Origin of the sequence: Roseobacter litoralis Och 149 (assembly GCF_000154785.2) — a bacterium.
Classification (GTDB): Bacteria; Pseudomonadota; Alphaproteobacteria; order Rhodobacterales; family Rhodobacteraceae; genus Roseobacter; species Roseobacter litoralis.
In genome coordinates, this window is record NC_015730.1 from 2,577,976 (window position 1) to 2,604,267 (window position 26,292).

Annotated in this window: 21 protein-coding genes; 10 read left to right on the forward strand and 11 right to left on the reverse strand. The window is 58.0% G+C overall.

The genetic code is table 11. The features are described from left to right. Window positions 1-38: 38 nt before the first annotated feature. On the reverse strand, window positions 39-704 hold the full coding sequence (locus RLO149_RS12250; RefSeq protein ID WP_013962409.1) for an HAD-IA family hydrolase: 666 nt from the start codon (window positions 702-704) through the stop codon (window positions 39-41). A gap of 135 nt (window positions 705-839) precedes the next feature. Between RLO149_RS12250 and glmU the strand changes: the two genes are divergently transcribed. The 6 genes from glmU to RLO149_RS12280 all read left to right on the forward strand — a co-directional run bounded on the left by glmU (window position 840) and on the right by RLO149_RS12280 (window position 8,301). Then, a complete protein-coding gene (gene glmU, locus RLO149_RS12255; protein ID WP_013962410.1) occupies window positions 840-2,192 on the forward strand; it encodes a bifunctional UDP-N-acetylglucosamine diphosphorylase/glucosamine-1-phosphate N-acetyltransferase GlmU in 1,353 nt (450 codons plus the stop codon). A 2-nt stretch (window positions 2,193-2,194) separates the two neighbouring features. Then, complete coding sequence (glmS, locus tag RLO149_RS12260) at window positions 2,195-4,015, forward strand: glutamine--fructose-6-phosphate transaminase (isomerizing) (RefSeq protein ID WP_013962411.1); 1,821 nt, start codon at window positions 2,195-2,197, stop codon at window positions 4,013-4,015. 256 nt (window positions 4,016-4,271) lie between these two features. Beyond that, window positions 4,272-4,826 (forward strand): pyridoxamine 5'-phosphate oxidase family protein, encoded by a 555-nt coding sequence (locus tag RLO149_RS12265; RefSeq protein ID WP_013962412.1) that lies wholly within the window; start codon window positions 4,272-4,274, stop codon window positions 4,824-4,826. 93 nt (window positions 4,827-4,919) lie between these two features. Beyond that, window positions 4,920-5,927 (forward strand): GTP 3',8-cyclase MoaA, encoded by a 1,008-nt coding sequence (gene moaA, locus RLO149_RS12270; protein WP_013962413.1) that lies wholly within the window; start codon window positions 4,920-4,922, stop codon window positions 5,925-5,927. Window positions 5,928-5,935: 8 nt separating this feature from the next. Further along, window positions 5,936-7,231 (forward strand): 3-deoxy-D-manno-octulosonic acid transferase, encoded by a 1,296-nt coding sequence (locus RLO149_RS12275; protein WP_013962414.1) that lies wholly within the window; start codon window positions 5,936-5,938, stop codon window positions 7,229-7,231. Next, entirely contained in the window at window positions 7,231-8,301 is a 1,071-nt protein-coding gene (locus RLO149_RS12280) for a glycosyltransferase family 4 protein (protein WP_013962415.1), read from the forward strand. Before RLO149_RS12275 ends, RLO149_RS12280 begins: the two co-directional genes overlap by 1 nt. Window positions 8,302-8,315: 14 nt before the next feature. Here the strand turns inward: RLO149_RS12280 and RLO149_RS12285 are convergent, their stop codons facing one another. The 5 genes from RLO149_RS12285 to RLO149_RS12305 form a co-directional block, all read right to left on the reverse strand. Beyond that, the gene (locus RLO149_RS12285; RefSeq protein ID WP_013962416.1) at window positions 8,316-9,479 is read right to left on the reverse strand and encodes a M20 aminoacylase family protein; all 1,164 of its coding nucleotides are present in this window, start codon (window positions 9,477-9,479) and stop codon (window positions 8,316-8,318) included. Window positions 9,480-9,625: 146 nt separating this feature from the next. Continuing rightward, complete coding sequence (locus tag RLO149_RS12290) at window positions 9,626-10,975, reverse strand: NAD(P)/FAD-dependent oxidoreductase (RefSeq protein WP_013962417.1); 1,350 nt, start codon at window positions 10,973-10,975, stop codon at window positions 9,626-9,628. Between the two features lie 15 nt (window positions 10,976-10,990). Continuing rightward, the gene (gene argE / locus RLO149_RS12295; RefSeq protein WP_013962418.1) at window positions 10,991-12,154 is read right to left on the reverse strand and encodes an acetylornithine deacetylase; all 1,164 of its coding nucleotides are present in this window, start codon (window positions 12,152-12,154) and stop codon (window positions 10,991-10,993) included. After that, complete coding sequence (locus RLO149_RS12300; protein ID WP_013962419.1) at window positions 12,151-12,864, reverse strand: SDR family NAD(P)-dependent oxidoreductase; 714 nt, start codon at window positions 12,862-12,864, stop codon at window positions 12,151-12,153. The genes argE and RLO149_RS12300 overlap by 4 nt, the downstream gene beginning before the upstream one ends. Before the next feature lie 10 nt (window positions 12,865-12,874). Further along, on the reverse strand, window positions 12,875-14,719 hold the full coding sequence (locus RLO149_RS12305; protein WP_013962420.1) for an ABC transporter ATP-binding protein: 1,845 nt from the start codon (window positions 14,717-14,719) through the stop codon (window positions 12,875-12,877). 267 nt (window positions 14,720-14,986) lie between these two features. Between RLO149_RS12305 and RLO149_RS12310 the strand changes: the two genes are divergently transcribed. From RLO149_RS12310 to RLO149_RS12320, 3 genes are all read left to right on the forward strand, one after another. Then, window positions 14,987-16,717 carry a peptide ABC transporter substrate-binding protein gene (locus RLO149_RS12310; protein WP_013962421.1) on the forward strand — a complete coding sequence of 577 codons (1,731 nt, stop codon included), beginning with the start codon at window positions 14,987-14,989 and terminating at the stop codon, window positions 16,715-16,717. A gap of 120 nt (window positions 16,718-16,837) precedes the next feature. Beyond that, window positions 16,838-17,845 (forward strand): ABC transporter permease, encoded by a 1,008-nt coding sequence (locus RLO149_RS12315; RefSeq protein ID WP_013962422.1) that lies wholly within the window; start codon window positions 16,838-16,840, stop codon window positions 17,843-17,845. After that, a complete protein-coding gene (locus tag RLO149_RS12320; protein WP_013962423.1) occupies window positions 17,838-18,815 on the forward strand; it encodes an ABC transporter permease in 978 nt (325 codons plus the stop codon). The genes RLO149_RS12315 and RLO149_RS12320 overlap by 8 nt, the downstream gene beginning before the upstream one ends. 81 nt (window positions 18,816-18,896) lie before the next feature. Here the strand turns inward: RLO149_RS12320 and RLO149_RS12325 are convergent, their stop codons facing one another. From RLO149_RS12325 to RLO149_RS12340, 4 genes are all read right to left on the reverse strand, one after another. Beyond that, entirely contained in the window at window positions 18,897-20,180 is a 1,284-nt protein-coding gene (locus RLO149_RS12325) for a DUF3422 family protein (RefSeq protein ID WP_013962424.1), read from the reverse strand. 453 nt (window positions 20,181-20,633) lie between these two features. Continuing rightward, window positions 20,634-22,130, reverse strand: a complete 1,497-nt coding sequence (locus RLO149_RS12330; protein ID WP_013962425.1) for an NAD(P)(+) transhydrogenase (Re/Si-specific) subunit beta — start codon at window positions 22,128-22,130, stop codon at window positions 20,634-20,636. Window positions 22,131-22,143: 13 nt separating this feature from the next. Further along, on the reverse strand, window positions 22,144-23,718 hold the full coding sequence (locus tag RLO149_RS12335) for a Re/Si-specific NAD(P)(+) transhydrogenase subunit alpha (RefSeq protein WP_013962426.1): 1,575 nt from the start codon (window positions 23,716-23,718) through the stop codon (window positions 22,144-22,146). A 125-nt stretch (window positions 23,719-23,843) separates the two neighbouring features. Then, window positions 23,844-24,293 carry a methyltransferase family protein gene (locus RLO149_RS12340; protein WP_013962427.1) on the reverse strand — a complete coding sequence of 150 codons (450 nt, stop codon included), beginning with the start codon at window positions 24,291-24,293 and terminating at the stop codon, window positions 23,844-23,846. A 298-nt stretch (window positions 24,294-24,591) separates the two neighbouring features. On the opposite strand from RLO149_RS12340, the gene RLO149_RS12345 reads away from it, so the two are divergent. Beyond that, window positions 24,592-25,350, forward strand: coding sequence for an SDR family NAD(P)-dependent oxidoreductase (locus RLO149_RS12345; protein WP_013962428.1), 759 nt, complete (start codon window positions 24,592-24,594; stop codon window positions 25,348-25,350). Between the two features lie 129 nt (window positions 25,351-25,479). On the opposite strand, the gene RLO149_RS12350 is transcribed toward RLO149_RS12345, so the two are convergent. Continuing rightward, a complete protein-coding gene (locus RLO149_RS12350) occupies window positions 25,480-26,256 on the reverse strand; it encodes a gamma-glutamyl-gamma-aminobutyrate hydrolase family protein (protein WP_013962429.1) in 777 nt (258 codons plus the stop codon). Window positions 26,257-26,292: the final 36 nt, after the last annotated feature.

Below are 26,292 nucleotides of genomic sequence, written 5' to 3' on the forward strand. Positions count from 1 at the left end.
CTCCCTTGCAAAAACAGTGGCCTCTGCGCCCCCGCGCGTCAAGACAGAAGCCTGTCCACCGTATCGGGCAACGCATCATAATGTTCCAGCAGCGCCTCAGGCTCAAGCGCGGCCATATCCCCCCCCGCAGGGCCGAAAGTGACCAACACACTTGGCACCCCCGCCGCGCGCGCTGTATTTCGGTCAGTATCGGAATCGCCAATCAGAACACAGTGGCGCGGATCGCCCCCCGCGCGCCGTGCCGCCTCAAACAGCGGTTCGGGATCGGGCTTGCGCACAGGCAGCGTATCCGCCCCTACAAGCGAGGCAAAGCTGTCCCGAATACCGAGGTTCTGCAGCAATATCTGCGCCAGCCCTTCCGGCTTGTTGGTACAGATGCCAACACCATACCCACGCAGCTTTAGCACTTCGATTGCGTCCATCGCCCCGGGATAGACCGTCGTGAACCGGTCAATCTGCGCGCCATATGCCTCAAGCAATACTGGGTAATAACGGTCAATCGTTGCCTCATCCTCGGGCCGACCCAAACGCGCCATGCCAAGGCGCAGCATTGCCCGGCCACCGCGCAGAGCCGTTCCCTGATCAACGTCCGGTTTCAGCAGATCACCCGCGCCCATGTCGCGAAAACAGGTATTGGCCGCTGCGATCAGATCACCACTGGTGTCAGCAAGCGTGCCATCCAGGTCGAAAATGACGGTCTTCATTTGTTAACTTACCTCTATTATCGCAAGAAAGCGCGCAGCTTTATTGCAAGCCGCAATCTTCTTTGATCCCCCGTGGCTTGCGCCGCGCGATTTAGCGGATAAACAGACCAGCAACAGAACACAAAGAGAATTCGCATGAAAACAGCTCTGGTCATCCTTGCAGCGGGCAAAGGCACGCGCATGAATTCGGACCTGCCCAAGGTCCTGCACCCGCTTGCGGGCGCGCCGCTGCTTGTTCACGCCATGCAATCAGGGGCCAGTCTAGGGCCAAGTCATACGGTGATTGTCGCCGGTCACGGCGCGGAACTTGTCCGGAAAGCGGCGCGGTCGCATGACGCCTCCGCCATTATTGTCGAGCAAAACGAACAGCTCGGAACCGGGCACGCCGCGAAACAGGCACAGGAAGTGCTCAAAGGATTTGACGGCACGGTGATCGTTCTCTTCGGGGACACGCCCTTCGTCAGCCCCGAGACCCTATCGGCCATTTGTGACGCACAACGCTCCTCAGACGTGGTCGTTCTGGGGTTCGAGGCAGAAGATCCTGCACGCTATGGGCGGCTTGTCATGGATGGCACGCAGCTGGATCGCATTGTGGAGTTCAAGGATGCCAGTGAGGCAGAGCGGACCATCACCCTGTGCAACAGCGGCGTTGTGGCCTGCAATGGAACGCTCTTGTTTGATTTGCTGCAAGCGGTGGACAATGACAATGCTGCCGGCGAATTCTATTTGCCCGATATCGTTGGCATCGCCCGGGCGCGCGGGCTGAAAGCAGCCGTTGTCACATGCGACGAAAGCGAGACGCTGGGCATAAATTCGCGCGCGGAACTATCGGCGGCAGAGGCTGCATTTCAAAACCGCGCCCGCGCGGACGCCTTTGAAAATGGCGTGACCCTGCCCGCCCCCGAAACCGTTCATTTCGCCTTCGACACGGTGGTGGGACGCGACACGATTATTGAGCCGAATGTCGTCTTTGGCGTTGGCGTGACCGTCGAGTCTGGCGCAACCATCCGCGCTTTTTCGCACCTCGAAGGCTGCCATGTGGCGCGGGGCAGCATCGTCGGCCCTTACGCGCGCCTGCGCCCCGGCACAGAACTGAGCGAGAACGTGCGCGTCGGCAACTTTGTTGAGGTCAAGAACGCCCGAATCGGAACCGGCACGAAAATAAATCACCTAAGTTACATCGGCGATGCGACTTTGGGCGAACACACAAACGTGGGCGCCGGCACGATCACCTGTAACTACGACGGTGTGTTGAAACACCACACAGAGATCGGCAACCACGTCTTTATCGGCTCGAACACAATGCTGGTTGCCCCTGTGCAGATCGGCGATCACGCCATGACGGGCAGCGGGTCGGTAATCACGTCCGATGTGGAGCCAGAAGCGCTGGCTCTTTCGCGCGCCCCGCAAATCGAAAAACCCGGTATGGCTACAAAACTGATTAACTTGTTGAAGGCTAAAAAGGCCAAACAACAGAGAGGCAGCTGACTATGTGTGGTATCATTGGCGTACTAAGTAACCATGAAGCAGCGCCAATCCTTGTCGACGCGCTCAAAAGGTTGGAATATCGCGGCTATGACAGCGCGGGCATCGCAACCGTTAACGCGGGGCATCTGGAGCGGCGGCGCGCGGTTGGCAAATTGGTGAACCTGTCAGATTTGCTGGTACATGAGCCGCTCGTCGGAAAGTCGGGCATTGGCCATACCCGCTGGGCCACCCACGGCGCGCCGACCGTAACGAACGCCCACCCCCATCAGGCGGGGCCTGTGGCTGTTGTGCACAATGGTATTATCGAGAACTTCCGCGAACTGCGTGAAGAGTTGGCTGAAAACGGCGTTCAATTTGTCACGGAAACAGACACAGAAACCGTCGCACTGCTGACACAACACTTCATGTCCAAGGGTCAAAGCCCTGTAAATGCAGCTTTCCAAGCGCTGGATAAACTGCGCGGGGCCTTTGCACTGGCTTTCCTTTTTGATGGTGAAGACGATCTGATTGTCGCCGCGCGCAAAGGCTCGCCGCTCGCGATCGGACATGGCAAAGGCGAGATGTTTGTCGGCTCCGATGCGATCGCCCTCGCCCCCATGACGAATGAAATCACCTATCTGGAGGAAGGCGATCGCGCTGTCGTCACACGCACCAGCCTGCAGATTATCGACGCCGAGGGAAATCCCGTAACGCGCGCCGTCAAGACCATCCAGATCGACAATACCCGCATCGACAAGGCCGGTCACAAACACTTCATGGCCAAGGAAATCGCCGAACAGCCTGCTGTTATCGCGCAGGCATTGGGGCACTATGTGACCAGCGATGGGCAGATTAATCTGCCCAAACCCGATATTGATTTCACCGCCATCGACCGCTTGACCATGGTGGCCTGTGGCACGGCCTATTACGCCTGCCTGACCGCAAAATACTGGTTTGAGCAAATTGCGCGTATCCCGGTCGAAGTTGATGTAGCCTCGGAGTTTCGCTACCGCGAGCCGCCGATCCCGGCGCGCTCGGCTGCGTTGTTCGTCAGCCAGTCCGGTGAAACTGCCGATACGCTGGCCGCCCTGCGCTATTGCGCAGGCAAGAGCGATACGATCCTGTCCGTGATCAACGTCCCCGAAAGCTCCATTGCGCGGGAAAGCGACCTGGTGCTGCCAATCCATGCCGGTGTCGAAGTTGGCGTCGCTTCCACCAAGGCGTTTACGTGCCAACTGACGGTCCTGTTTCTTCTGGTGTTGCGTGCCGCACAGGACCGGGGCGAGATCGACGCTGACACACTCGCGCAACATCTGTCGGACCTGCGCGATCTGCCCAACATCGTCAGTACCGCGCTTGGCGCAAACGCGGAAATGCACCAAGCGGCGATCAAGCTGGCGGAGGCGCGCGATGTACTGTTTCTGGGGCGCGGCCTGATGTATCCTCTCGCTTTAGAAGGCGCTTTAAAATTAAAAGAAATCAGCTATATACATGCCGAAGCTTATGCAGCAGGTGAATTGAAACATGGCCCCATTGCCCTGATCGACAAACATGTGCCGGTGGTTGTCATGGCGCCTCGCGATGCCCTTTTTGAAAAGACAGTCAGCAACATGCAGGAAGTGATGGCGCGCAAAGGACGGGTCATCCTCGTCTCGGACGCGACCGGGATCGCGGAGTTCGGACAAGAGGCTTTCGCAACCATTGAAATGCCCCAGGTTTCATCCGTTTTGACGCCGATCCTTTACGCGATACCTGCGCAATTGCTCGCGTATCATACCGCCGTGGCCAAAGGCACAGATGTTGACCAACCGCGCAATCTGGCAAAATCCGTAACGGTAGAATAGACAAGCAGTCGCACATGCCCCAACCACCTAAGGTAGATCAATTTTGAGGTCTGCCCGCTCCCCCCAATGACCGCCTGCGCAGCCTAACGCGGATCTGAAACAATGGGCGCTGGAAGACAATGCTTATCCCTCGGCCGACTGTACGAGCGACCGGTTCTTCGACAAAAAAACATGCTATATGTCGTCAATACAGGCTAGGAAGAGCTCAAGACGGGAAGCCCTTTCCATTATTCAAATCTGATACACGGAGAAACCGGTGGCCACGCAATATGAAGAACTCAACGATACCCTGACGCGTTTCATCGAGATGCAGCATATCTTTTTCTGCGCCACGGCAGGTCCCGCCGGTCGGGTGAATGTTTCACCGAAAGGCATGGACAGTCTGCGCGTTCTGGGACCAAACCGCATCATCTGGCGCAACCTCACCGGGTCCGGAAATGAGACTGCAGGGCATCTTGCACAAATCAACCGCATGACCTTGATGTGGTGTGGGTTTGAGAAAAAACCCATGATCCTAAGGACGTACGGAAGTGCACGTACCCTGCACCGACGCGACACGGATTTTGACGCATTGAACGCCGAATTTCCACTATCTATCGCAGCGCGCCAAATCTACGACGTCACGATTGATATGGTGCAAACCAGTTGCGGTTACGCGGTGCCATTCATGGACTACGCGGGCGAGCGCGATGTGTTGGCCAACTGGGCAGAGGACAAAGGCCCCGACGGCATTTCAGAATATTGGGAAACGCGCAATCAAACCACGATTGACGATGATCCCACGTTCATTCTGGCACCGGCCAAGGGATAAACCGTTTCTGACGAGGCACCCGCAACGTTGTCGCACTACTCTTGTGACGTTATCTGCTTGCCGCGAAGCGCCGAGATCATTACTTGTTAATGTATGAATGCTCCGCTGATTGATCCCTTCGCCCGCGCCATTACCTATCTGCGTGTTTCCGTGACAGACCGGTGCGATTTCCGCTGTGTTTATTGCATGTCGGAAAACATGACTTTTTTGCCCAAGAAAGAGCTTCTTACGCTCGAAGAGCTTGATCGCATGTGCTCGGCATTTGTGGGGCTCGGCGTGGAAAAATTGCGGATCACCGGGGGCGAGCCGTTGGTGCGTAAGGGTATTATGACCTTTTTCCAACGCATGTCGCGACACCTTGAAGCCGGTACGCTGAAAGAACTGACCCTCACGACAAACGGCAGCCAACTCGAACGCTTTGCAGACGACCTTTATGCGGCGGGCGTGCGGCGGGTCAATGTCTCACTCGATACCCTGGATGAACAGAAATTCGCGGATATTACGCGCTGGGGCCGCTTGCCGCAGGTGCTGCGGGGCATCGATGCGGCCCAAGCAGCTGGCATGCGCGTTAAACTGAACGCAGTGGCATTGAAGAACTTCAACGAAGACGAACTGCCAACGATTACCGAATGGTGCGCAGAGCGGGGCGTTGATTTGACTTGGATTGAAGTGATGCCAATGGGTGACATTGGTAACGAGGACCGTCTGGACCAGTATTGGTCCCTCAAAGACGTGCGCGCACGCTACGCCGAGCATTGCACCGTAACGGACTTGGCTGAACGGACAGGTGGCCCAGCACGTTATGTCAGGCTGGAGGAAACGGGTCAGAAAATCGGGTTCATCACCCCGCTCAGCCACAATTTCTGCGAAAGCTGCAACCGTGTGCGTCTGACCTGTACCGGTGAGCTGTTCATGTGTCTGGGGCAAGAAGATGCCGCAGATCTGCGTGCTCCGCTACGTGCCTATCCTGAGGATGACGCCCCGCTGCAAGAGGCAATTCGGGCCGCGATCGCGCGCAAGCCCAAGGGCCATGACTTTGACTACTCGCGTCAGCGCCTTGACGGCCAGATGCCGCGACACATGAGCCACACCGGCGGCTGACCTGCGCCATGCGCCCCCCTTTGCTTTACCATCTGTATGTGGGTGCCACCGCGGTTCTGGTCCCATTTTTTGCCTGGATCGAAACCCGAAAGCTGCGCGCAGCGGGCGTGCCCATTGTGCGTGCGCATGAAAAACTCGGGCATGCCACCGCCATGCGCGAAGGGTCGGGCCCGCTGATCTGGTTTCACGCAGCCTCGGTTGGCGAAAGCATGTCTGTCCTGTCTTTGATTGCCGAAATGGGGCGGCAAATGCCCCGCGCCAATTTTCTGATCACCTCTGGCACGGCCACATCGGCCAAGATGGTGGCGAACCACTTGCCACCGCGCACGGTGCACCAGTTTGCCCCCCTTGATGCGCCCGGTCCTTTGCGTCGGTTCATCCGTCACTGGCGCCCTGATTGCGTGGTTTTCGTGGAAAGCGAGCTGTGGCCGCAAATGCTGCGGCTGACGCGGGACAGCGGCGCGAAAATGATCCTTGTGAACGCCCGCCTGAGTGAGACCTCACAAAAGGCATGGAAGCGGCGACCCAAAACCGCGGCTTTTGTTCTGGGCACGTTCGATCTGATTTTGACCCAGAACGACGAAATGGCGCAGGCGATGGTGGATATGCACGCCCCCGCCGATCGGGTGGCGCGTGGCATCAACCTGAAATCGCTGGCTGCCCCCTTGCAGCAAAACCCTGAAACGCTTGCGAAAATTCGCACCAGCCTGAAAGGCAGACGTGTTTGGGTTGCCGCTTCAACCCACAAGGGCGAAGAGGAAATCGTGCTGCGCGCGCATGCCCGGCTGTTGCTGGATAACCCGGATCTGCTGTTGCTGCTGGCGCCGCGCCACACCGAGCGCAGCAAAGACGTCGCGCAGTTGATCGAGGATCAGGGATTGAGTGCCCGCATTCGGTCCAAAGGCGAGTTGCCGGGCAACCGGGACGTCTACCTCGCCGATACTCTGGGCGAATTGGGCAATTGGTACGCTTTATCCAACGCGATTTTTCTTGGTGGATCGCTGAAACCCATCGGCGGGCATAACCCGTTTGAGGTCACACTGAGTGGTTCCGGTGTCATCTCCGGACCCGAGGTTTTCAATTTCAGCGAAACATATGCCGAGATGACACAAGCCGGTGTCGTCCGCTTCGTCAATGATGATGCGGAATTGGCCGAAGCGGTCGACAAGATGCTCAATGATACCGCATTGATGGAAGCGACGGGCCGTGCCGCGCGCGATTATGTGCGTGGAAAGTCATCCCAGACCAGCACGATTGCCACGCGGCTGATCCGTGCGCTTCATCTGCAAGACGAGGTGCGCTGATGCCCCCTGCCCAGATCCCACCGCTCAAAGAGATCGAGGTGATTGCGCCCAATTTCAAACGCCGTCACTCGGGCGTGACATCGACCGTGATCCGTCTTGTGCCACTACAGGCGCGTGATATCGCCATTGTTGCCTCTGGCCCTGACCTGCCCGACGAAGTGCCGAACCTGCCCCCCTTTGGGCTGCTGCGCTTGCCCCGTTCCGGCCCCTCTGGGGCACGTGTCTGGCATGCGCGACGCAATGTTGAAATGGTGGCAGGGCTGGCGTTGAAATATCTTGCGGGGAAGCGGCTGAAACTGCTTTTCACCTCCGCCGCGCAGCGCCGCCATACGGGCTTTACCCGTTGGCTCATTCGCCAGATGGACGCGGTGATCGCCACGTCCGCCAAGTCCGCAGGTTACCTCGAACGCGAGGCAACGGTGATTCACCATGGCATCGATTGCGCCCTGTTCAGCCCCGTTGAAGACCGCGAAAGCCTGCGCGCTTCACTCGATCTGCCGCCAGAGGGTCCCCTCGTCGGCTGTTTTGGCCGTATTCGTCACCAAAAGGGCAATGACCTATTTGTCAAAGCAATGATCAGCGTCTTTTCTGAGGTGCCGCACGGCAAGGCACTGATGATGGGTCGTGCCACAGATGAACACAAAACCTATCTGCAAGACCTCAAGGACGAAGTCGCCGCTGCAGGGCTGTCGGATCGGATTCTGTTTCGCGATGAGGTTCCGATTGACCAACTGTCCCTGCATTTTCAGGCGCTGGACCTATACATCGCACCGCAGCGTTGGGAGGGGTTTGGGCTGACGCCGCTTGAGGCGATGGCCTGTGGCGCGCCCGTGGTTGCCACACGCGTCGGCGCATTCGAAGAGCTGATCGAGGACGGCGTAACCGGCAATCTTGTCGACGTTGATGACGTCAGCGCCATCACAACCAACCTCCGGCGGTTGCTGATCGATGACGAGATGCGTGCTGATTTCGCCAAAGCCGCGCGTGAAAACGCCGTCACCAATTTTTCAATTGAAAAAGAGGCCGCGTCCATTCTCAGGATCTATCACCACCTGCTCGGCCGCGCGTGACCCAAAGCCGCTGACTAGGCCGCTGGCATGCGTTGTTCCACGATTTCGGCCCACCAGCTGCACCCGGCGGGAATGGCGTCGTCGTCGAAATTATATTCGGGATGATGCAGCCGCGCGCTCGCGCCATTGCCCATCAGGATATAGGCACCGGGGCGCTCTTCGAGCATAAAGGCGAAATCCTCGCCCCCCATTACCAATTCCGCGTCTGCACAATCGCCCGCAACCTTGGTGGCCACTTCGGCGGCAAACTCGGTTTGCGCCGGATGGTTCACCGTCACGGGATAGTTGCGGATATAACTGATGCGGCCTGTGGCGCCAAAATTCTCCGCCGTCCCTTCGACGATTTTCGTCAGCCGCTCTTCGACAAGATCACGCATGGCAGTGCTCATGGTACGCGCCGTGCCTTTCAGCTTCACCGTTTGCGGGATGACATTGTAGGCATGCGATGAGGTCTCAAAGGACGTGATCGACATGACCACCTGCTCGACCGGGTCCGCGTTCCGACTGGCGATGGATTGCCCCGCCAGAACGATGTGACTGGCGATCACCGTGGGATCAATCGTCTGATGCGGGAAAGCGGCATGCCCGCCTTTGCCCTCGATCTCAATCTCGAAAATATCGGTGGCGGCGAAAAACGCGCCCGGGCGGATAGCGAACTTGCCCGTTTCGATTCCAGGCCAGTTGTGCATGCCATAGACTTCCTGAATACCGAAACGGTTCATCAGGCCATCTTCGCACATCTCGCGACCGCCGCCGCCGCCCTCTTCGGCGGGCTGAAAGATCACAACGGCAGTGCCATCGAAATTACGTGTTTCGCACAGGTATTTCGCCGCCCCCAGCAACATCGCCGTATGACCGTCGTGCCCACAGGCGTGCATCTTTCCCGGCACGGTGGAGGCGTAATCAACACCCGTTTCTTCGGGGATCGGCAGAGCATCCATATCCGCGCGCAGCCCGACCACGTGGCCCGATGTATCAGAGCGACCCTTGATCACACCAACGACACCCGTGCGCCCGATACCGGTCACAACCTCGTCACACCCGAAGGCCGCAAGCCTTTCAGCCACCAGTCCCGCCGTGCGATGCGTATCAAAAAGCAGCTCGGGATGCGCATGCAAATCCTGACGCCATGCCGCGATTTCAGGCTGAAGTTCGGAAAATCGGTTCTTGATGGGCATCAGAAGTCTCTCCTGCAAGGCGATAGGGGCGATGTTTGCCAGCGTCATTGGCAGCTATGTCTGAGTGGGGCAAGTGCGATGAGCGGTGCCTGCATTCCGATATGGCATCATAGGGCGCCGCGTCGAAGCTGCAAGCGGTCGACCGTTCAAAGTGCGGGGCCGAGATCCATCGCACTGCCATCGGTGAAACGAGAGAACCGAAATCGCGTCAACGCATGCCCGCTTTCCCTTCCTGTGGCCAAACGCGCCAGAATGCGCCCGATGGCGGGGCCAATGCCAAAGCCGTGCCCGCTCATGCCAGTGCCAATCGTCAATCCGGGCAGCACAGCCACCGTATCAATAACGGGCACAAGATCGGGCATCGTGTCGATCATACCCGCCCAGGCACAAGACACCCTGAAGTCCGGCAGATCAGGGAAAAGTCTTGAAAATTCGTCTGTTATGGTTTGCACCTTACCCGCATTCGGACGCGGATTGAGAATTCGCATGTCTTCAAAGGGCGAGACCATATCCGCATCCCACCGGCGCGCTGTTCCCCATGCATCCGGGTAGCCTTTGGGAGCAGCGGGTAAAAACTGGGTGCCAAAGGGGTCGGCGCGCAACTGCGTCAGGAATTTCGGCAATGATCGAAAAGCGCTTGGTCCTACGAACAGTTCATGAAATCCGCCCGGGGCAAGCGTATAGCCCCGATCTTTTCGCAGACGAAATGCGACTTTGTCATCCGCCGCCCCACCCTGAAAAACCACCGGAAGCCGTGTTGTGGCAGCAACCGTCGCGCGAACAGATAGCTGTGGCAGTTTGACCCCGTGATTTGCCAAAAACAGCGATGACCAAGCGCCACCCGCCAGCACAACCTGTGACGTTTCAATGCGCCCTTTCTCGGTCAGAACCCCCTTGATCCGGCCCGTCTCGATATCCAGACAGCGAACGGCGCAGTTCTCAATGATCTGCGCGCCATCGCGCACGGCAATGCCCGCCAGTGCCGGAACCGCGACCCACGGCTCCGCACGCATGTCAGAGGGCGTATAGAGTGCACCTGCATACCGCCGGGACATGTTGGGGATAAGGCTATCCGTTTGCTTTTGCGACAAGATGCGCGTGTCCACGTCTTGATCGGATGCGATCTTTTGCCATGCCTCATAGCGTGCCATCGCCGCAGCATCCGAGGCCAGATAGGTGACGCCACCTTGGGTCAGACCGATGTCGACGTTCGTCTCAGCGGCCAGCTGACGCCACAGCTGGTTGGCTTCTTTCATGATCGGTAATTCGTCCGGGTCACGCCCTTGCTGACGGATCCAACCCCAGTTTCTGCTGGACTGCTCCGCACTGATGCGCCCCTTTTCCAGCAGCACCACGCGGTGCCCTTCGCGCGCCAGAAAAAGCGCAGTGCACACGCCAATCACGCCACCGCCGATGACCACAACGTCGGCCGTGTCAGGCAGAGCACCAGCAAATGTCACAGGCGTCGCCGCTGTGATTGGAAATACCGCGGTCATCACGCGTCCCCGTCCTTACGTGCAAAGCCGTTCAACCAGCCGCCGCATGAAGCCATGACCGGCCTCAAACTGTGCTTTGGTGATATACTCGTTGGGTTGGTGCGCCTGCGCAATATCGCCCGGCCCGCAGATGATCGCCGAATATCCGGCCTCCTGAAACTGTCCCGCCTCTGTTGCGTAGCTGACAACATGGCTTGCGTTGTCACCGGTCAGGCTGCGCACCAGTGTTTCGGCCTCGCCTTCATCCTCGGGGCTGAGGGCTGGTACATTGAACCGTTCGCTCAGCTGGATAAACGTTTCCGGCACGATGGCCTGCATTTGCTGCTCCACATCGACGACAACTTCGCGGTAGCGCGCCTCCCACTCCGCTTTCGTTTCATCCGGCACCACCCTGAAATCCATGGCGAAATAGCAATCCTTGGCGGTGATGTTGTGGGCTGTTCCACCACTGATCTGCCCCACATGCAGCGTGGTATAGGGTGGATCAAACGCCTGCGCCAAAGTGCCCGGAACCGCGTCGCGGTTTGCAGCATTCGTGAGATTGGCCCACTCGATCAGTTTGGCCCCGAACATGATCGCATTCACACCACGATCCATCAACGAGCTATGCACCTCAAAGCCGCGAATATGCGTGTCAAAGCCACTGCCGCCCTTGTGGCCAGACACAGCCTGCATCATCGAGGGTTCTCCGACGATGACGGCCGCACCCTTTGGCAGGACGGGCTGCATCGCGTTGATCATAGGGGGTGCGCCGGTGCAGCCGATCTCTTCGTCAAAACTCAGCGCAATCTGCAGGGGCCGTTTCACACCGACATGCTGTGCCTCGACCAGTGCCCAGATGGCCAGCGCGTCAAAACCCTTCATGTCGCAGGTGCCGCGGCCAAAATACTTGCCGTCCTTTTCCATCACCTCGAACGGATCGCTGTCCCAGGGCTGGCCGTCAACGGGGACAACATCCGTATGCCCCGACAGCACAATCGCCCCCTCCTGCCAGGGACCGACATGCGCAAAAAGCGCGTGTTTCGGCTGTTCTGAGTCGACATAGCGATGGCTTTGAATGTCATGGCTGGCCAGATAGTCGGCCACCCAGTCGATCAACGGGATGTTCGTGTCTCTGCTCACCGTTGGAAAAGCGACAAGCTGCTGCATCAGTTCCAGCGGTGAAAGGCGTTTCGTCATAGTCGGTATCCTCCAGACACCACAAGCACGCTACCTGTGATAAAAGCGGCCTCATCGCTTGCCAAAAACCGGACCGCCGCTGCGATGTCCTGCGGTGTGCCGAGCCGTCCCAACGCAGTCAGATCGATAAAGGCCTGTCTCAGCGTCTCTTCGCGCGGTGTCTCATCCGTGTCAATCGCCCCCGGCGCAACGGCATTCACGCGGATGCCGCGCGGCCCAAGTTCCTTTGCAACGCCCCGCGTCCAAAGTTCAAGTGCTGCTTTGCTGGCACCATACAGACTGGCCCCGAGCGGTGGGTGTTCCGCGTTGACGGATGAGATGTTAATGACCGACGCACCCGGCTGAAGATGCGGCAATGCCGCTGACAAAAGCGCATGCGGCGCCAGCGTGTTGACATCAAAAATGGCGCGGTACGCTTTCGGATCGAACGTCTCAACAGGGGATGAAACGATCGCCCCTGCATTGTTCACGATCACATCTATTCGGCCAAATCGCGCCAGAACCGCGTCAACCGCAACCTGCGCAAAGGCCGGATCCGTCAGATCTCCTTGCACGGCCAGCACAGTGTCCGGGATCCAGTCCGGCACCGTTGTGTTGTGCAGGATGGCGACGTGGTGATCGCGCATCAAATTCTCAGAAATGCCGCGCCCGATACCACGCGCGCCACCCGTGACCAGAGCCACCTTTTGTTTAACCGGGGCTGATGTCATCGACGCAGGCCTAATAGCCGCTATCGGTTTCGAGGATCATGTGACCCGGTGCCACCTCGCGGTAAACCGAGGGCTGCGCCTCATAACTGACAGGATGGATCGGCGACGGTATCGGTTTGAAATTCAAATCTTTCTCGTCTTTTCGCTGACGTGGATCCGCAATCGGGACCGCTTTCATCAGCGCCTGCGTATAGGCATGTTGCGGGTTTTCAAAGACACTGGCACGCGGCCCAAGTTCCACAATGCGGCCCAGATACATGACACCGACATGATGGCTGACACGCTCAACCACGGCCATGTCGTGACTGATGAACAGGAACGAAATCCCCATCTCGGATTGCAGTTCCATCATCAGGTTCAGCACCTGCGCCTGCACCGACACATCCAGCGCGGAAACCGCTTCGTCCGCGATGATCAGCTTGGGGTTCAGGGCCAGCGCGCGCGCAATCGCCACCCGTTGCCGTTGCCCGCCTGACAGCTCATGTGGAAAGCGGCGCATGAAACTGCGTGGCAATTCCACCCGGTCAAACAGCATCGCGACCCGGTCCGCGACGGCCTGCCCTTTGAGCGTGGCGTAGTTATGGATCGGCTCAGCCACCTGATCGGCAAGCTGCATCTGCGGGTTGAGCGAGGCAAACGGGTCCTGAAAGATCATCTGCATGTCAAGACGCGCCTCGCGCAGACCTTTTGGGTCCAATGCCATGATGTCCTTGTCACCCAGCATGATTTCACCCGCCATCGGATCGACAAGCCGCAGGATCGACCGCCCTGCGGTTGATTTGCCACAGCCGGATTCGCCCACAAGGCTCAGCGTCTGACCCTTGTTTATGCTGAACGATAAGTCTTCAACCGCATGGACATTTGCCACCGTGCGGCGGAAAAACCCGCCCTTGACCGGAAAGCGCGTCGTCAGGTTTTTGACGCTCAGCAAGACCTCATTGGTGCCGGGGATCGGCGCGATCTGCGCGCCCTCGCGGCCCAGAAGCTTCATCGGTTCGGGGAATTCCTTACCCGTCATTTCACCCAATTTGGGCACGGCCGCCAGCAAAGCCTTGGTGTAGGGGTGTTGCGGGTTTTCGAAGATGGTTTCGACCGGGCCTTCCTCGACCTTGTTGCCGCGAAACATCACAACCACGCGGTCCGCCATCTGCGCCACCACCGCCATATCATGGGTGATGAACATCACCGCCGTGCCTGTTTCACGCTTGAGCCGATCGATGAGCGCCAGAATTTCCGCCTGAATGGTGACGTCCAGCGCTGTTGTCGGTTCATCCGCGATCAAAAGCCGGGGCTTGCAGGCCAGCGCCATGGCGATCACCACCCGCTGCCGCATGCCCCCCGACAACTCGTGCGGATATTGTGTCAGGCGCCGCTCGGGTTCGGGTATCCGAACTTCGCGCAGCAATTCCAGCGCGCGGGCCTCCGCCTCAGACTTGCTGAGCTTTTTGTGCAGCCGCAGTCCTTCGGTCAATTGCCGCCCGATAGTAAAGACCGGATTAAGTGCCGTCATCGGCTCCTGAAAAATCATCCCGATTTCGTTGCCGCGAATGCTGCGCATTAACTCCGCTTCTGTGTCTGCAAGATCCACATCCGCCGCTTCCGCCCGGTCAAAAAGAAGCTGACCCCCGGTGATTTTACCGCCACCGAATTCTACCAGTCGCATCAGCGACAGCGAGGACACGGATTTGCCCGACCCGCTTTCCCCCACCACGCAGACGGTCTCACCCGGATTGATGTCAAATGACACATCTTCGACCCCGAGGACCGGGCCGTCTTTGGTCTGAAATTCGACCCTGAGACTTTTGATCTGCGCGATCGGATGAATGTCCTGGCCTTGCGGTTCGTGATCTAGCATATGCGCCTCTGGTGAGTGTCACACGACGCTACGACCAAGAATGGACAACTGTCAAACCCAACACGGTCGTTTGGACTGTTTGCGGTATCAGAACCCTTGCATTTTCTCAAAAACATGCTGTGATGCTCGTAAGCGCTCAGTGGAGCCTGTTTAAAATGGCCGGCGGTTGCGCGCCGTGCCGAACCGGTTCCACCCTGCCGCTCAACAAAAAGGCGTTTAGAACGCATGGGAAGAACCGGCATTTCGGTGTCCAATTTGGAGATTATTATGAAACTGAGAACATTACTGATGGGCGCAATAGCGACCGCCAGCTTTGCTCCTGCCGTCCTTGCGGTTGGACATGAGGGCGAGCGGGGACGCGATGGCCAACTGAACATTATTTATTGGCAGGCCCCCTCAACGCTCAACCCTTTCCTGTCCGGTGGTACAAAGGAAAACGAAGCGGCAAGCCTTGTTCTGGAATCCCTGGCGCGGTTCAACGAAGCGGGCGAGATGGTCCCCTGGCTTGCCGAAGAAATCCCGACGGTTGAAAATGGTGGCGTGGCGGCTGATCAGACCTCAATAACTTGGACGCTGCGCGAGGGTCTTGTTTGGTCTGATGGCACCGCAGTTACGGCCGATGACATTCTGTTCACACATGAGTACTGCACCCATCCTGAAAGTGGCTGCGCATCGCTGAGCTATTTCGACGGCATCAGTTCAGTGGAAGCCGTGGGCGAGCGCGGCGTGAAAATCAGCTTCGACAGCCCCAAACCTTTTCCATACACAGCCTTTGTCGGTGCTGAGGCCCCAATCCTGCAAAAAGCGCAGTTTCAGGACTGTCTTGGCGCGCGTGCACCGGAGTGTACCGAAGCCAATTTCGGCCCGATCGGCACAGGCCCCTTCGTGGTGGAGGAATTCCGCCCGAACGACGTAATCATCTATGTTGCGAATGAAAACTATCGCGACGCGAACAAACCCGCTTTTGCGCGGGTCACATTGAAGGGTGGCGGCGATGCCGCAGCCGCCGCGCGCTCGGTTCTGGAAACAGGCGAATTTGACTATGCCTGGAACCTGCAGCTTGCACCCGATGTCTTGTCACGCATGGAAGAGGCTGGCAAAGGCACAGTGATCACAGCCTATGGCACGTCAGTCGAGCGGTTGATGATCAACCAAACGAATGCCGACCCATCGCTTGGCCCGGACAAACGTTCGGTCTTTTTGAACGGCGAAAACCCGCACCCCTTCCTGACTGACCCTGCCGTGGGACAAGCGCTTTCGATGGCGATCGACCGCGATCTGATCGATGAGATCGGCTATGGTGCGGGCGGCCAGCCGACCTGCAACGTTCTGCCCGCCCCCGAACTTTATGCGTCAACCGCGAATGATGCCTGCCTCGTACAGGACATTGACGGCGCGAACGCAATTCTGGATGCGGCCGGCTGGGTTGATACAAACGGCAACGGTGCGCGCGACAAGGATGGGGTCGAACTGTCCATTCTATTCCAGACATCGACCAATGCCGTGCGCCAGGACACGCAGGCCCTGATCAAGGATTGGTGGCGCCAGATCGGTGTTGAAACCGAGTTGCGCAATATCGACGGGTCAGTCTTCTTTGGCGGCGATCCGGGCTCACCGGATACGTTCCAGAAGTTCTATGCAGATGTAGAGATGTACACCAATAACTTCGCCGGGGTCGATCCCGAAGCCTATATGGGCAATTGGGTCTGCGCCGACATCCCGCGCCCGCAGACACAGTGGCAGGGCAACAACATGCAACGCTTCTGCGATCCGGAATACGACGCATTGGTGCAACAGATGTCCACAACCACCGATCTCGCCGAACGCGGTGAACTGGCCAAGAAAATGAACGACATGCTTGTCCAAAGCTGGTCGATCATCCCGCTCATCCACCGCGGCAGCCCATCAGCGCATGCCAATACACTCGGCGGGGTCAAGATGTCGGATTGGGACAGCGAGCTATGGAATATCGCCGACTGGTACCGCAACGACGGGTGACTGGAAATTGAGCAGGGCAGCGCCATCCGGCCTGCCCTGCTGATCAATCGCGACAGGGCAATTGCCAGACGGCAAGACGGCCCTCAAAGATAACAAGAACGACGCAATGAAAGCGCAGGCATGCTGACTTACACCATCAGGCGACTGGTTCTTGCAATTCCAACGCTGCTTTTCATCAGCATCGTTATTTTCCTTCTGTTGCAACTGGCGCCAGGCGATCCGATGTCGCAAGTGCCCCTGACGGTGCCTCCGGAAGTCAAACAGCTGATGCGTGAGGCGCTTGGTCTTGGTGAGCCGATCCATGTGCAATATTGGAAATGGCTGGTGCAGTTCTTCTGGGTCGAGCCGCAGGTTTTGATTGACCACTGGTTTGGCACGTCGTTTTCCGAAGGCAAATTGCGCGTCATCTCCTGGCAGACCCGCTCACCGGTGATGGATATCGTCATCCAGCGACTGCCACAGACCCTCTGGGTGGTTGGCATGTCTTATATCGTGGGTATCCTGATTGCCCTGCCAATCGGTATTTACTCTGCCTACAAACAGTATTCGCTCTTCGATCAGGCCGGCACATTCGTATCGATGATCGGTTTTTCAATCCCGCCGTTCTTTTCCGGCGTTCTGGTCATCGTGATCTTTTCGGTCAATCTCGGCTGGTTCCCGTCGATCTATGACACCACCCATCAGGTCACGGACTGGGCCAGCTTCAAGGTGCAACTCCAACAGATGATCATGCCTGTCATGGTTCTGGCCCTGCAAACCACCGCGCAGATCAGCCGCTTCATGCGGGCCTCGATGCTCGACAACCTCAATCAGGACTACGTGCGCACCGCCCGCGCCAAGGGCCTCAAGGAAAGCACCGTGGTCATGGTGCATGTCCTGCGCAATTCGATGATCCCAATCATTACCGTGATTGCTTTGGGCGTACCGTCCATCTTTGGCGGTGCCATCATCACCGAAACCCTGTTCAAGGTGAACGGGATTGGTCAGTTGCTGCTGACGGCCCTCTTTGCAAACGATTTGCCGATGGTCATGACGCTAACGTTCATTTTCGCGATCCTGATCGTTTTCTTCAACCTGATCGCAGACGTGCTCTACGGCGTGCTTGACCCGAGGATCCGCTATGACTGATCAGAATGCAGAAATAGAAGACTTCGGCGCGCTCAAGGATAAAGAACCGCAAAAAGAGCCGCGCTCGCAATGGAAAGATGTCTGGGATCAGTTTCGCAAGCATAAGGGCGCGTTGATCGGGGGCGGCTTTCTGGCCTTCATCACGCTTTTTGTGCTCTTGGGTCCGCTGATCTGGCAGGTCGACGCAAAAGCGCTCGACATCCGTAACAAGGATCTGCGCCCCATTTACACCGCGTTGTGGGACGGCGATGCCAAAGTGCTATGGTCGCGCCCGCTGGGCACGGACAATCTGGGCCGGGATATCATGGCCACGCTGATTGCCGGTGGACAGGCCTCTCTCGCGGTCGGCTGGGCTGCGATGGTGCTGTCTTTGGTGATTGGCACGGCGGTCGGGGTGACTTCGGGATACTTTAAGCGCCTCGATGGTATCCTGATGCGCATCACAGACCTTTTCCTGTCGCTTCCGATCCTGCCCTTGCTGCTGGTGGCCGTCACCCTTTTTCGTCAACCGCTGCGTGCCGCTTTCGGTCCCGAAGGAGGCATGTTCATCCTGATCGTCGGCGTCATCGGGATCACGTCGTGGATGCCCACAGCCCGGATTGTGCGGGGCGAAATCCTCGCACTGAAAGAACGGGAATTTGTGCTCGCCGCCCGCTCCATTGGCACCACACCATTCCTGATCATACGCCGCCACCTGCTGCCAAATGTGATCTCACCGATCATGGTCTCGGCAACCCTCGGGCTTGCCACGGCAATCATAACCGAAAGCGCGCTGTCTTTTCTCGGCGTGGGCTTTCCGTCAGACTTCCCGACCTGGGGCAAGCTCTTGTCAGATGCCGTCCCACGGATGGAAGAATTCCCGGAGCGCGTGATGCTGCCCGGTATACTGATCTCGCTGACGGTCTTATCCGTCAATTATCTGGGCGATGGGCTGCGCGACGCACTCGACCCGCGCATACGCGGACGCTGAGAATGCTGTGGGACGGCGGGCGGGGCGTCTTTCGCGTAGCCGAAAGAGCGCCGCTGCGCCGCACCCGAAAATACACCTGATCTACTCGACCTTGGCCCGTAAACGGCGGATGGCCCACCAGACAAACGCCACAACCGGCAACGTGACCAATGCGGTCAGCGTGCCCTTGGTGATACCCGTGGCCTGCGCCATCGGGTACAGAGTGTAACCAACCAGAGACACCGCATAATAACTGATGGCAACCACCGACAGCCCCTCAACGGTGCGTTGCAGCCGCAATTGCAGATCCGATCGTTGATCCATGCTTTCCAACAAGGCTTGGTTCTGCGCCGACCGCTCCACATCCACCCGCGTGCGCAACAGGTTCGAAGCCCGGATAGACCGGCTCGACATGGCATCGAGCCGACCCTGTGCTGACGTAACGGTGCGCATGGCCGGCGCATAGCGACGCATCATGAACTCGGCGAAATGCTGGCGCCCCTGAAACCGTTCCTCGCGCAGCGCTTCGATACGCTGATTGACAAGTGCCTCATAGGCCCCGGTCGCCCCAAAGCGAAAGGAGGATTGCGCCGACAATGTTTCAAGCTCAGCCGAAATAGACAGAAGGTCGTTCAATGTGTCTTCGGCGCTGGCTTTATCGTCCGACATAGCGCTCATCAGGCTGGTGAGTTGAGTATCGAGCGTGTTCAGCTTTGGTTGCAACACCCGCACCCGCGCGAACCCCAGCATCGACATGGATTTGTAGGTCTCAATCTCACACAACCGCTGGACGATCCGCCCGACACGCCGATCCGTGGTCCCCGTGTTGGCAAAGACTGCGAACCGCAAATGCCCATTTTGATCTATGCGAAAATCGCCTGCAACCACGCCTGAATTATCCAGAACACAGGCAGCGGCCAGACTCTCTGTCACAAACCATTCATCCAGATTTTCAGTGATTTCAGCATCCGTTTCCGGGCGCTCCCGAATGTCGATCAGCACAGATGTCACCCGTTGCCCGGGCGCTTGTTCAAGCCAATCTGCCGGAAAGACCTCAAATTCTGCCGGGTCAAACGCACGCTTGGGCGCGCTTTCGCGAAACACCGTGTACGTAACAAACTCCGTGTGCTGCTCCCACTTGAGCCAGTGTTTGCCGATCTGACCGTAGTAATGCGTTGCACCGGGTTGCGGATGAGGCGCACCATAACGATCCAGCAGCATGATCAGGTGATCAAGGTCTTTCTGGCGATCGCGGCTGACCGCGTCGTTAGGCTGCTTGATCGCAATATATGCCGCAGAACAAGGCGCTTCCATCGACGGAAACGGCCGCGCATGCAGTTCATTCGCCATTTTATAGCGTAACGGGTGATCGTCGATTGGCGGCATCAAATATATCTCCGGTATAGGTTGAGGGATAGCGTAGAACCAACCGATGTCAATTATTTTCTGAATAGTTTTCAATGCGTTAATAGAGTGCAATCGTATACAGACGACACAACCTCACCCGCAGGCCACTCCCGCGCAGCCTGAAAAGCACCGTATTAGCACCACTTAGCCACAACACGCCAAAGGACGCGCTTTTCGGCCAGTGCTTCTGGCAAACAAGGATTTTCCCCGGCTCTGCGACAGCTTGCACGTTTGCGCTATGTCGAACTACGTGCCTGCGATACGACGTACATCAAGGGCGCAGGAACCAAAACCGCGCATTGGAACGGTCAAGTGCGAACAGTGACCAACAGTTTCCAAATCCCACTAAAAAAGCCCGATACGCGCGTATCGGGCTTTCTTTCTATTTCGCTTCCACGCCTCACTCGCAAGAGTTCCTGACGGGTGACGGCTTTAGTCGATCATCGGCAGGAGTTTATCAAGGCTGGCCTTGGCATCGCCATAGAACATCCGCGTGTTGTCTTTGAAGAACAACGGATTTTCAATGCCCGAATAGCCTGTCCCCTGTCCACGCTTGGACACGAAAACCTGTTTCGCCTTCCAGCATTCCAGAACCGGCATCCCCGCGATGGGAGAGTTCGGATCATCCTGTGCCGCAGGGTTCACGATGTCATTGGACCCGATTACAATCGCCACGTCCGTGGACGGGAAATCATCGTTGATTTCGTCCATTTCCATCACGATGTCATAGGGCACCTTGGCTTCGGCCAAGAGCACATTCATGTGTCCCGGCAAGCGACCCGCAACCGGGTGAATTGCAAAGCGCACAGTCTTGCCCTTGACACGCAGTTTACGCACGAGTTCGGCGACACCCTGCTGAGCCTGCGCCACAGCCATGCCGTATCCCGGAATGATGATGACGCTGTCGGCCTCATTGAGCGCTGATGCGACACCGTCCGCCTCGATTGCGATCTGTTCGCCCTCAACGGCCATCTGTTCGCCTGCAGGGCCACCGAAGCCGCCCAGAATGACGCTGACAAACGACCGGTTCATTGCCTTGCACATGATGTAGGACAAGATGGCGCCGGAGGACCCCACGAGTGCACCCACCACGATCAGCAGGTCATTGCCAAGTGAGAAACCAATCGCCGCCGCCGCCCAGCCGGAATAGCTGTTCAGCATCGAGACAACCACGGGCATGTCCGCCCCCCCGATCCCCATGATGAGGTGATAGCCGATGAACAACGCCAGAAGCGTCAAAAGCACCAACGTCCAGCTGCCCGAGCCACCGAGATACATCACGGTAAAGAGCAATGACAAAGCCGCCGCACCCGCGTTCAGCATATGACCGCCCGGCAACTTCTTGGCCGATGTGTCCACCTTGCCCGCCAGTTTGCCATAGGCAATCACCGAACCTGTGAAGGTGACCGCGCCGATCCAGATGCCCAGAACAAGTTCAACCTTGAGGATGTTGATCTCAACATTGGATTTCTTGGCGATCAACTGCCCGAAGGACGACAGACCGTCATAGATTTCCTTGGGCAGGCCAATGGCCGTATAGCCATCCGGGCCAACAGCCCCCAGCACGCCGCCATTTTCCACGAAAAGCGCGCTCATGTTGTTGATCATGATGTCGGCGTTAAAGCCGACAAAAACTGCCGCCAAACCCACAAGGCTGTGCATGATCGCCACAAGTTCGGGCATCTGCGTCATCTGGACCTTGGTGGCCAGCTGATACCCAACCGCCGCACCAAGCGCGATCAGCACGATTGAAACGATGCCAAGGCCCTGACCGGGGCCCATCAAGGTCGCGACAACCGCGATGGCCATACCGACAATGCCGTACCAGACGGCGCGTTTTGCGCTTTCCTGACCGCTCAGGCCGCCAAGGCTGAGGATGAAGAGAACAGCCGCAACCGCATAGGCTGCAATAGTAAATCCGAATTCCATTGTTCCCTACCCCTTACGATTTCTGGAACATGGCGAGCATGCGCCGTGTCACAAGGAAGCCGCCGAAAATGTTGATCGACGCCATAAAGACCGACAGCGCCGCAAGGATCGTGATCAGGAATGAACTTGACCCGATCTGGATAACCGCCCCCAGAATGATGATCGACGAAATCGCATTGGTCACCGCCATCAATGGCGTGTGCAGACTGTGCGCCACGCCCCAGATCACCTGGAAACCGATGAACACGGACAAAACGAACACGATGAAGTGCTGCATGAAACTGGCAGGCGCGACAAGGCCGACCGCCAGCACCAGCGCGGCACCGACCGCCAGCAAAGCCACCTGATTGCGGGTTTGTGTCTTGAACTCCGCCGTTTCCTTGGCGCGTTTTTCCTCGGCCGTCAGTTCCTTGGGCGCTTCTTTCTTGGGGGCTGCCGCGATGGCAGCAACCTTGGGCGCGGGCGGCGGGAAGGTGACTTCCTTGGCATGCGCAATCGTGGCACCGCGGATCACGTCGTCTTCCATGTTGTGATTGACGACACCGTCTTTTTCCGGCGTCAGGTCCGTCATCAAATGGCGAATGTTGGTCGCATACAGCGTCGAAGCCTGCGTGGCCATCCGGCTTGGAAAGTCCGTGTAGCCGATAATCGTCACACCGTTGTCGGTCACGATCTTTTCGTCCATCACGGTCAGTTTGCAGTTACCGCCTTTTTCCGCAGCCAGATCGACGATAACCGACCCTGCCTTCATGGATTTCACCATGTCTTCGGTCCAAAGCTCGGGTGCTTCGCGGTTCGGGATCAGCGCCGTAGTGATGACGATATCAACCTCTGGTGCCAACTCGCGGAACTTGGCAAGTTGTGCCTCGCGGAACTCTGGCGAGGACACAGAGGCATAGCCACCTGTTGCCGCACCATCCTGTTGCTCTTCTTCAAAGTCCAGATAGACGAATTCCGCGCCCATGGACTGAACTTGTTCGGCGACTTCGGGACGCACGTCAAATGCGTAGGTGATCGCGCCCAGAGACGTAGATGTCCCGATCGCGGCCAATCCGGCGACACCAGCGCCCACGACCAGAACCTTGGCCGGTGGGACCTTGCCCGCCGCCGTGATCTGACCGGTAAAGAACCGACCGAAGTTGTTGCCCGCCTCAATCACGGCCCGGTAGCCTGCGATATTGGCCATGGAGCTTAGCGCATCCATTTTCTGGGCGCGGCTGATCCGGGGGATCATTTCCATTGCGATGACTGTGGCGCCTTTGTCTGCGGCGGCCTTCATCTTGTCTTCATCCGCGACAGGGCTGAAGAAGGAAATCAGCGTCTGCCCCGCGCGCAGCCGTTTCATCTCGGCATCGGACGGCACCCGCACCTTGGCGACGATGTCCGCAGCCTTCCAAAGGGCGGCGGGGGTTTTGACAACCTCTACGCCTGCGCCCTCATAATCCGCGTCGGAAAAACCGGCGCTGTGGCCTGCGCCGCTTTCCACCACGCAAGTATGGCCAAGCTTTTGCAGTTGCAAAGCGCTGTCCGGCGTCATGGCAACGCGCGCTTCGCCCTCAAAAATTTCTTTTGGTGTTCCGATCTTCAATTTTAGCTCCCCCGTCTGATACGTTTTTGAGCAATCTGGTGCACAGAAGTGCGATGTCCACTAGCGTCAACAGGGCCAAGGTACAAGGTGCAAGATAGTCTGTGTTGGCTCAGACACCCTGTATGTCATAGCCAGCGGCGCGTTTTCTGGGCATATCGCGCGAAATCTGCCCGGAATGTGCGGCGCAATTTATCCTCTTCGGGAATGATGAAACGCGTCTCAAGCACCCAGAAAAGCGCGGGGACCAGCACGAGGGACAAGACCGCGTCCAGCCACAACATCAGTCCGGTGAATAAAATAACATCCCCCAGATAGATAGGATTTCGGCTGCGTTTGAACACGCCGGTCTGGATCAGTTGGGCAGGCGCCTGATGCGGAACGATGGTCGTTTTGTGACGTTTGAACTCCATCGCGGCCAGAAGGATCAGGACCACCCCCGCCCCGACGAGCAAGCCCGCCAGCAGCGATGTGACCGGGTGCGCAAGGCTCAACCCCAGCGAAAAAAAGCGCGCCTGAACCGAGGCAATCGTGAAAAAGGCCAGCGTCCAGACCGGCGGCAAGTCGAGCCATTTCATTGCACGTCTCCTGTTGTGCGGGTTTTCATGTCTCAATCGCATCGCCCTGAGGGTAGTGATCACCCCCGAAGAAAACGAACGACGCCCTTGCGTAACTTCATTTCCGATGGCCCGCAACGCTGCGACTTGCGCCATCGGATTTTTGATCCGCTGATTAAAGGTCAATCACAGCGCCGCACCCTCAGATCACGTCCCCGCACCGTCTTACAGGCTAACGTCACACGTTGATGATCACACCCGCCGCTTGCGCTGCGCGACGACCTCTCTAAACTGCTGGCAACCCAAGGGAGGGACATGCATGACACTGGCAAATGCACATGCGATTGTGACAGGCGGTGGCACAGGCATTGGGCTTGCCATCGCAAAAGACCTTGCCGCAGCGGGCGCGCAAGTGACCATTACCGGACGCAGGCAGGAGGTACTGGACGCGGTTGCGGCCGACACAGCCGGGCTGCATGCCATGGCGATGGATGTCCGTTCGGAAGATGATGTGATCGCCACGACAGAACGCGCCGTCGCCGCCCGCGGACCCGTTCAGATTTGTGTCGCGAATGCCGGTATCGCCGAGGGGCGCGCCCTGCACAAAACCGATCTGGACTTTTGGCGCAACATGATGGCCACCAACCTTGACGGGACATTTCTGACCATTCGTGAAGCGCTCACATCCATGCGTGGCGCGGAGTGGGGACGGGTGATTGCCGTATCCTCAGTCGCCGGCCTGAGGGGATTACAGGGCGCATCGTGCTACACCGCGTCAAAACATGGCATGATTGGACTGATCCGCGGCCTGAGCGAAGACTATCTGGGCAAGCCCATTACGTTTAACGCGCTGTGCCCTGCCTATGTCGACACTGAGATCGTAACGCGCAACACGGAGGCGATTGCAACCCGCGCAGGCGTCAGTTCCGAAGCGGCACGCGAGATCATGGTCTCTGCGAACCGCCATAACCGCCTGATCAGCCCGCAAGAGGTCTCAGCGGCTGCGATGTGGCTCGTTTCCGAAGCAGCAGCAAGCGTCAACGGTCAGGCCATCGAAATCGCAGGCGGGCAGATGTAGCCGTGTTTTTTTCAAACACCCACGTTTGCGTCAAAAGTGCCGACGTACAAACCGCTGCTTAAAACAACACATAGGAAAGCCCAGCGCGCGCCGAGGAGACTACCTGACCCAAACGGCGCAGCCTTGCGATCAGGCGACGCGTGCCGCTTGCGCCCTGCCCTGCGTCGCCCACATGCGCGCGGCATCCCCGAAGGCCGAGAACAGCTTGCGCGAAACGGGATCTGCCGCTGCGTTATATTCCGGGTGCCACTGCACAGACAGCGTAAACCCCGGCGCGCCCTCAATATAGATCGCTTCGGGCGTGCCATCGGGCGCATGGCCATCGATCACGATCCGGTCGCCTTCGGTTTTGATCCCCTGCCCGTGCAGGGTGTTGGTCATGACCTCTTGCGCGCCAATCAAACGGTGGAAAACACCCGCATCGGAAAAGCGCACGGCGTGGCGCAGTTCAAACTTTTCCTCCAACGTCCCGTCCGGCGGCATGCGGTGGTTCATACGCCCCGGAAGGTCGCGGATTTCAGGGTAAAGCGTGCCACCCATGGCCACGTTGACCTCTTGAAAACCACGGCACACCCCAAAGAACGGCTGCCCCCGTTCCACACACGCCCGGATCAGAGAAAGCGATACCGCATCGCGCGCACGGTCAAATTCACCATGTGCGGGGGTCTCAGGCTCGCCGTATTCCTCAGGGTGCACATTGGGCCGCCCGCCGGTGAACAAAAAGCCGTCGCAGACCTCAAGCAGATCAGGAACGCTGACGTAGCTTGGGTCTGAGGGCACGATGAAAGGGATACATTCGGACACCTCAGCGATGGCTGCAGAATTCATCGTCCCCCCCGCGTGCACGGGGTATTCATCATGCAACATGTAAGCGTTGCCAATAATTCCGATGACCGGACGAGCCATTCTGCATCCCTCTTGTAGCTTTCAGGTACTATACCT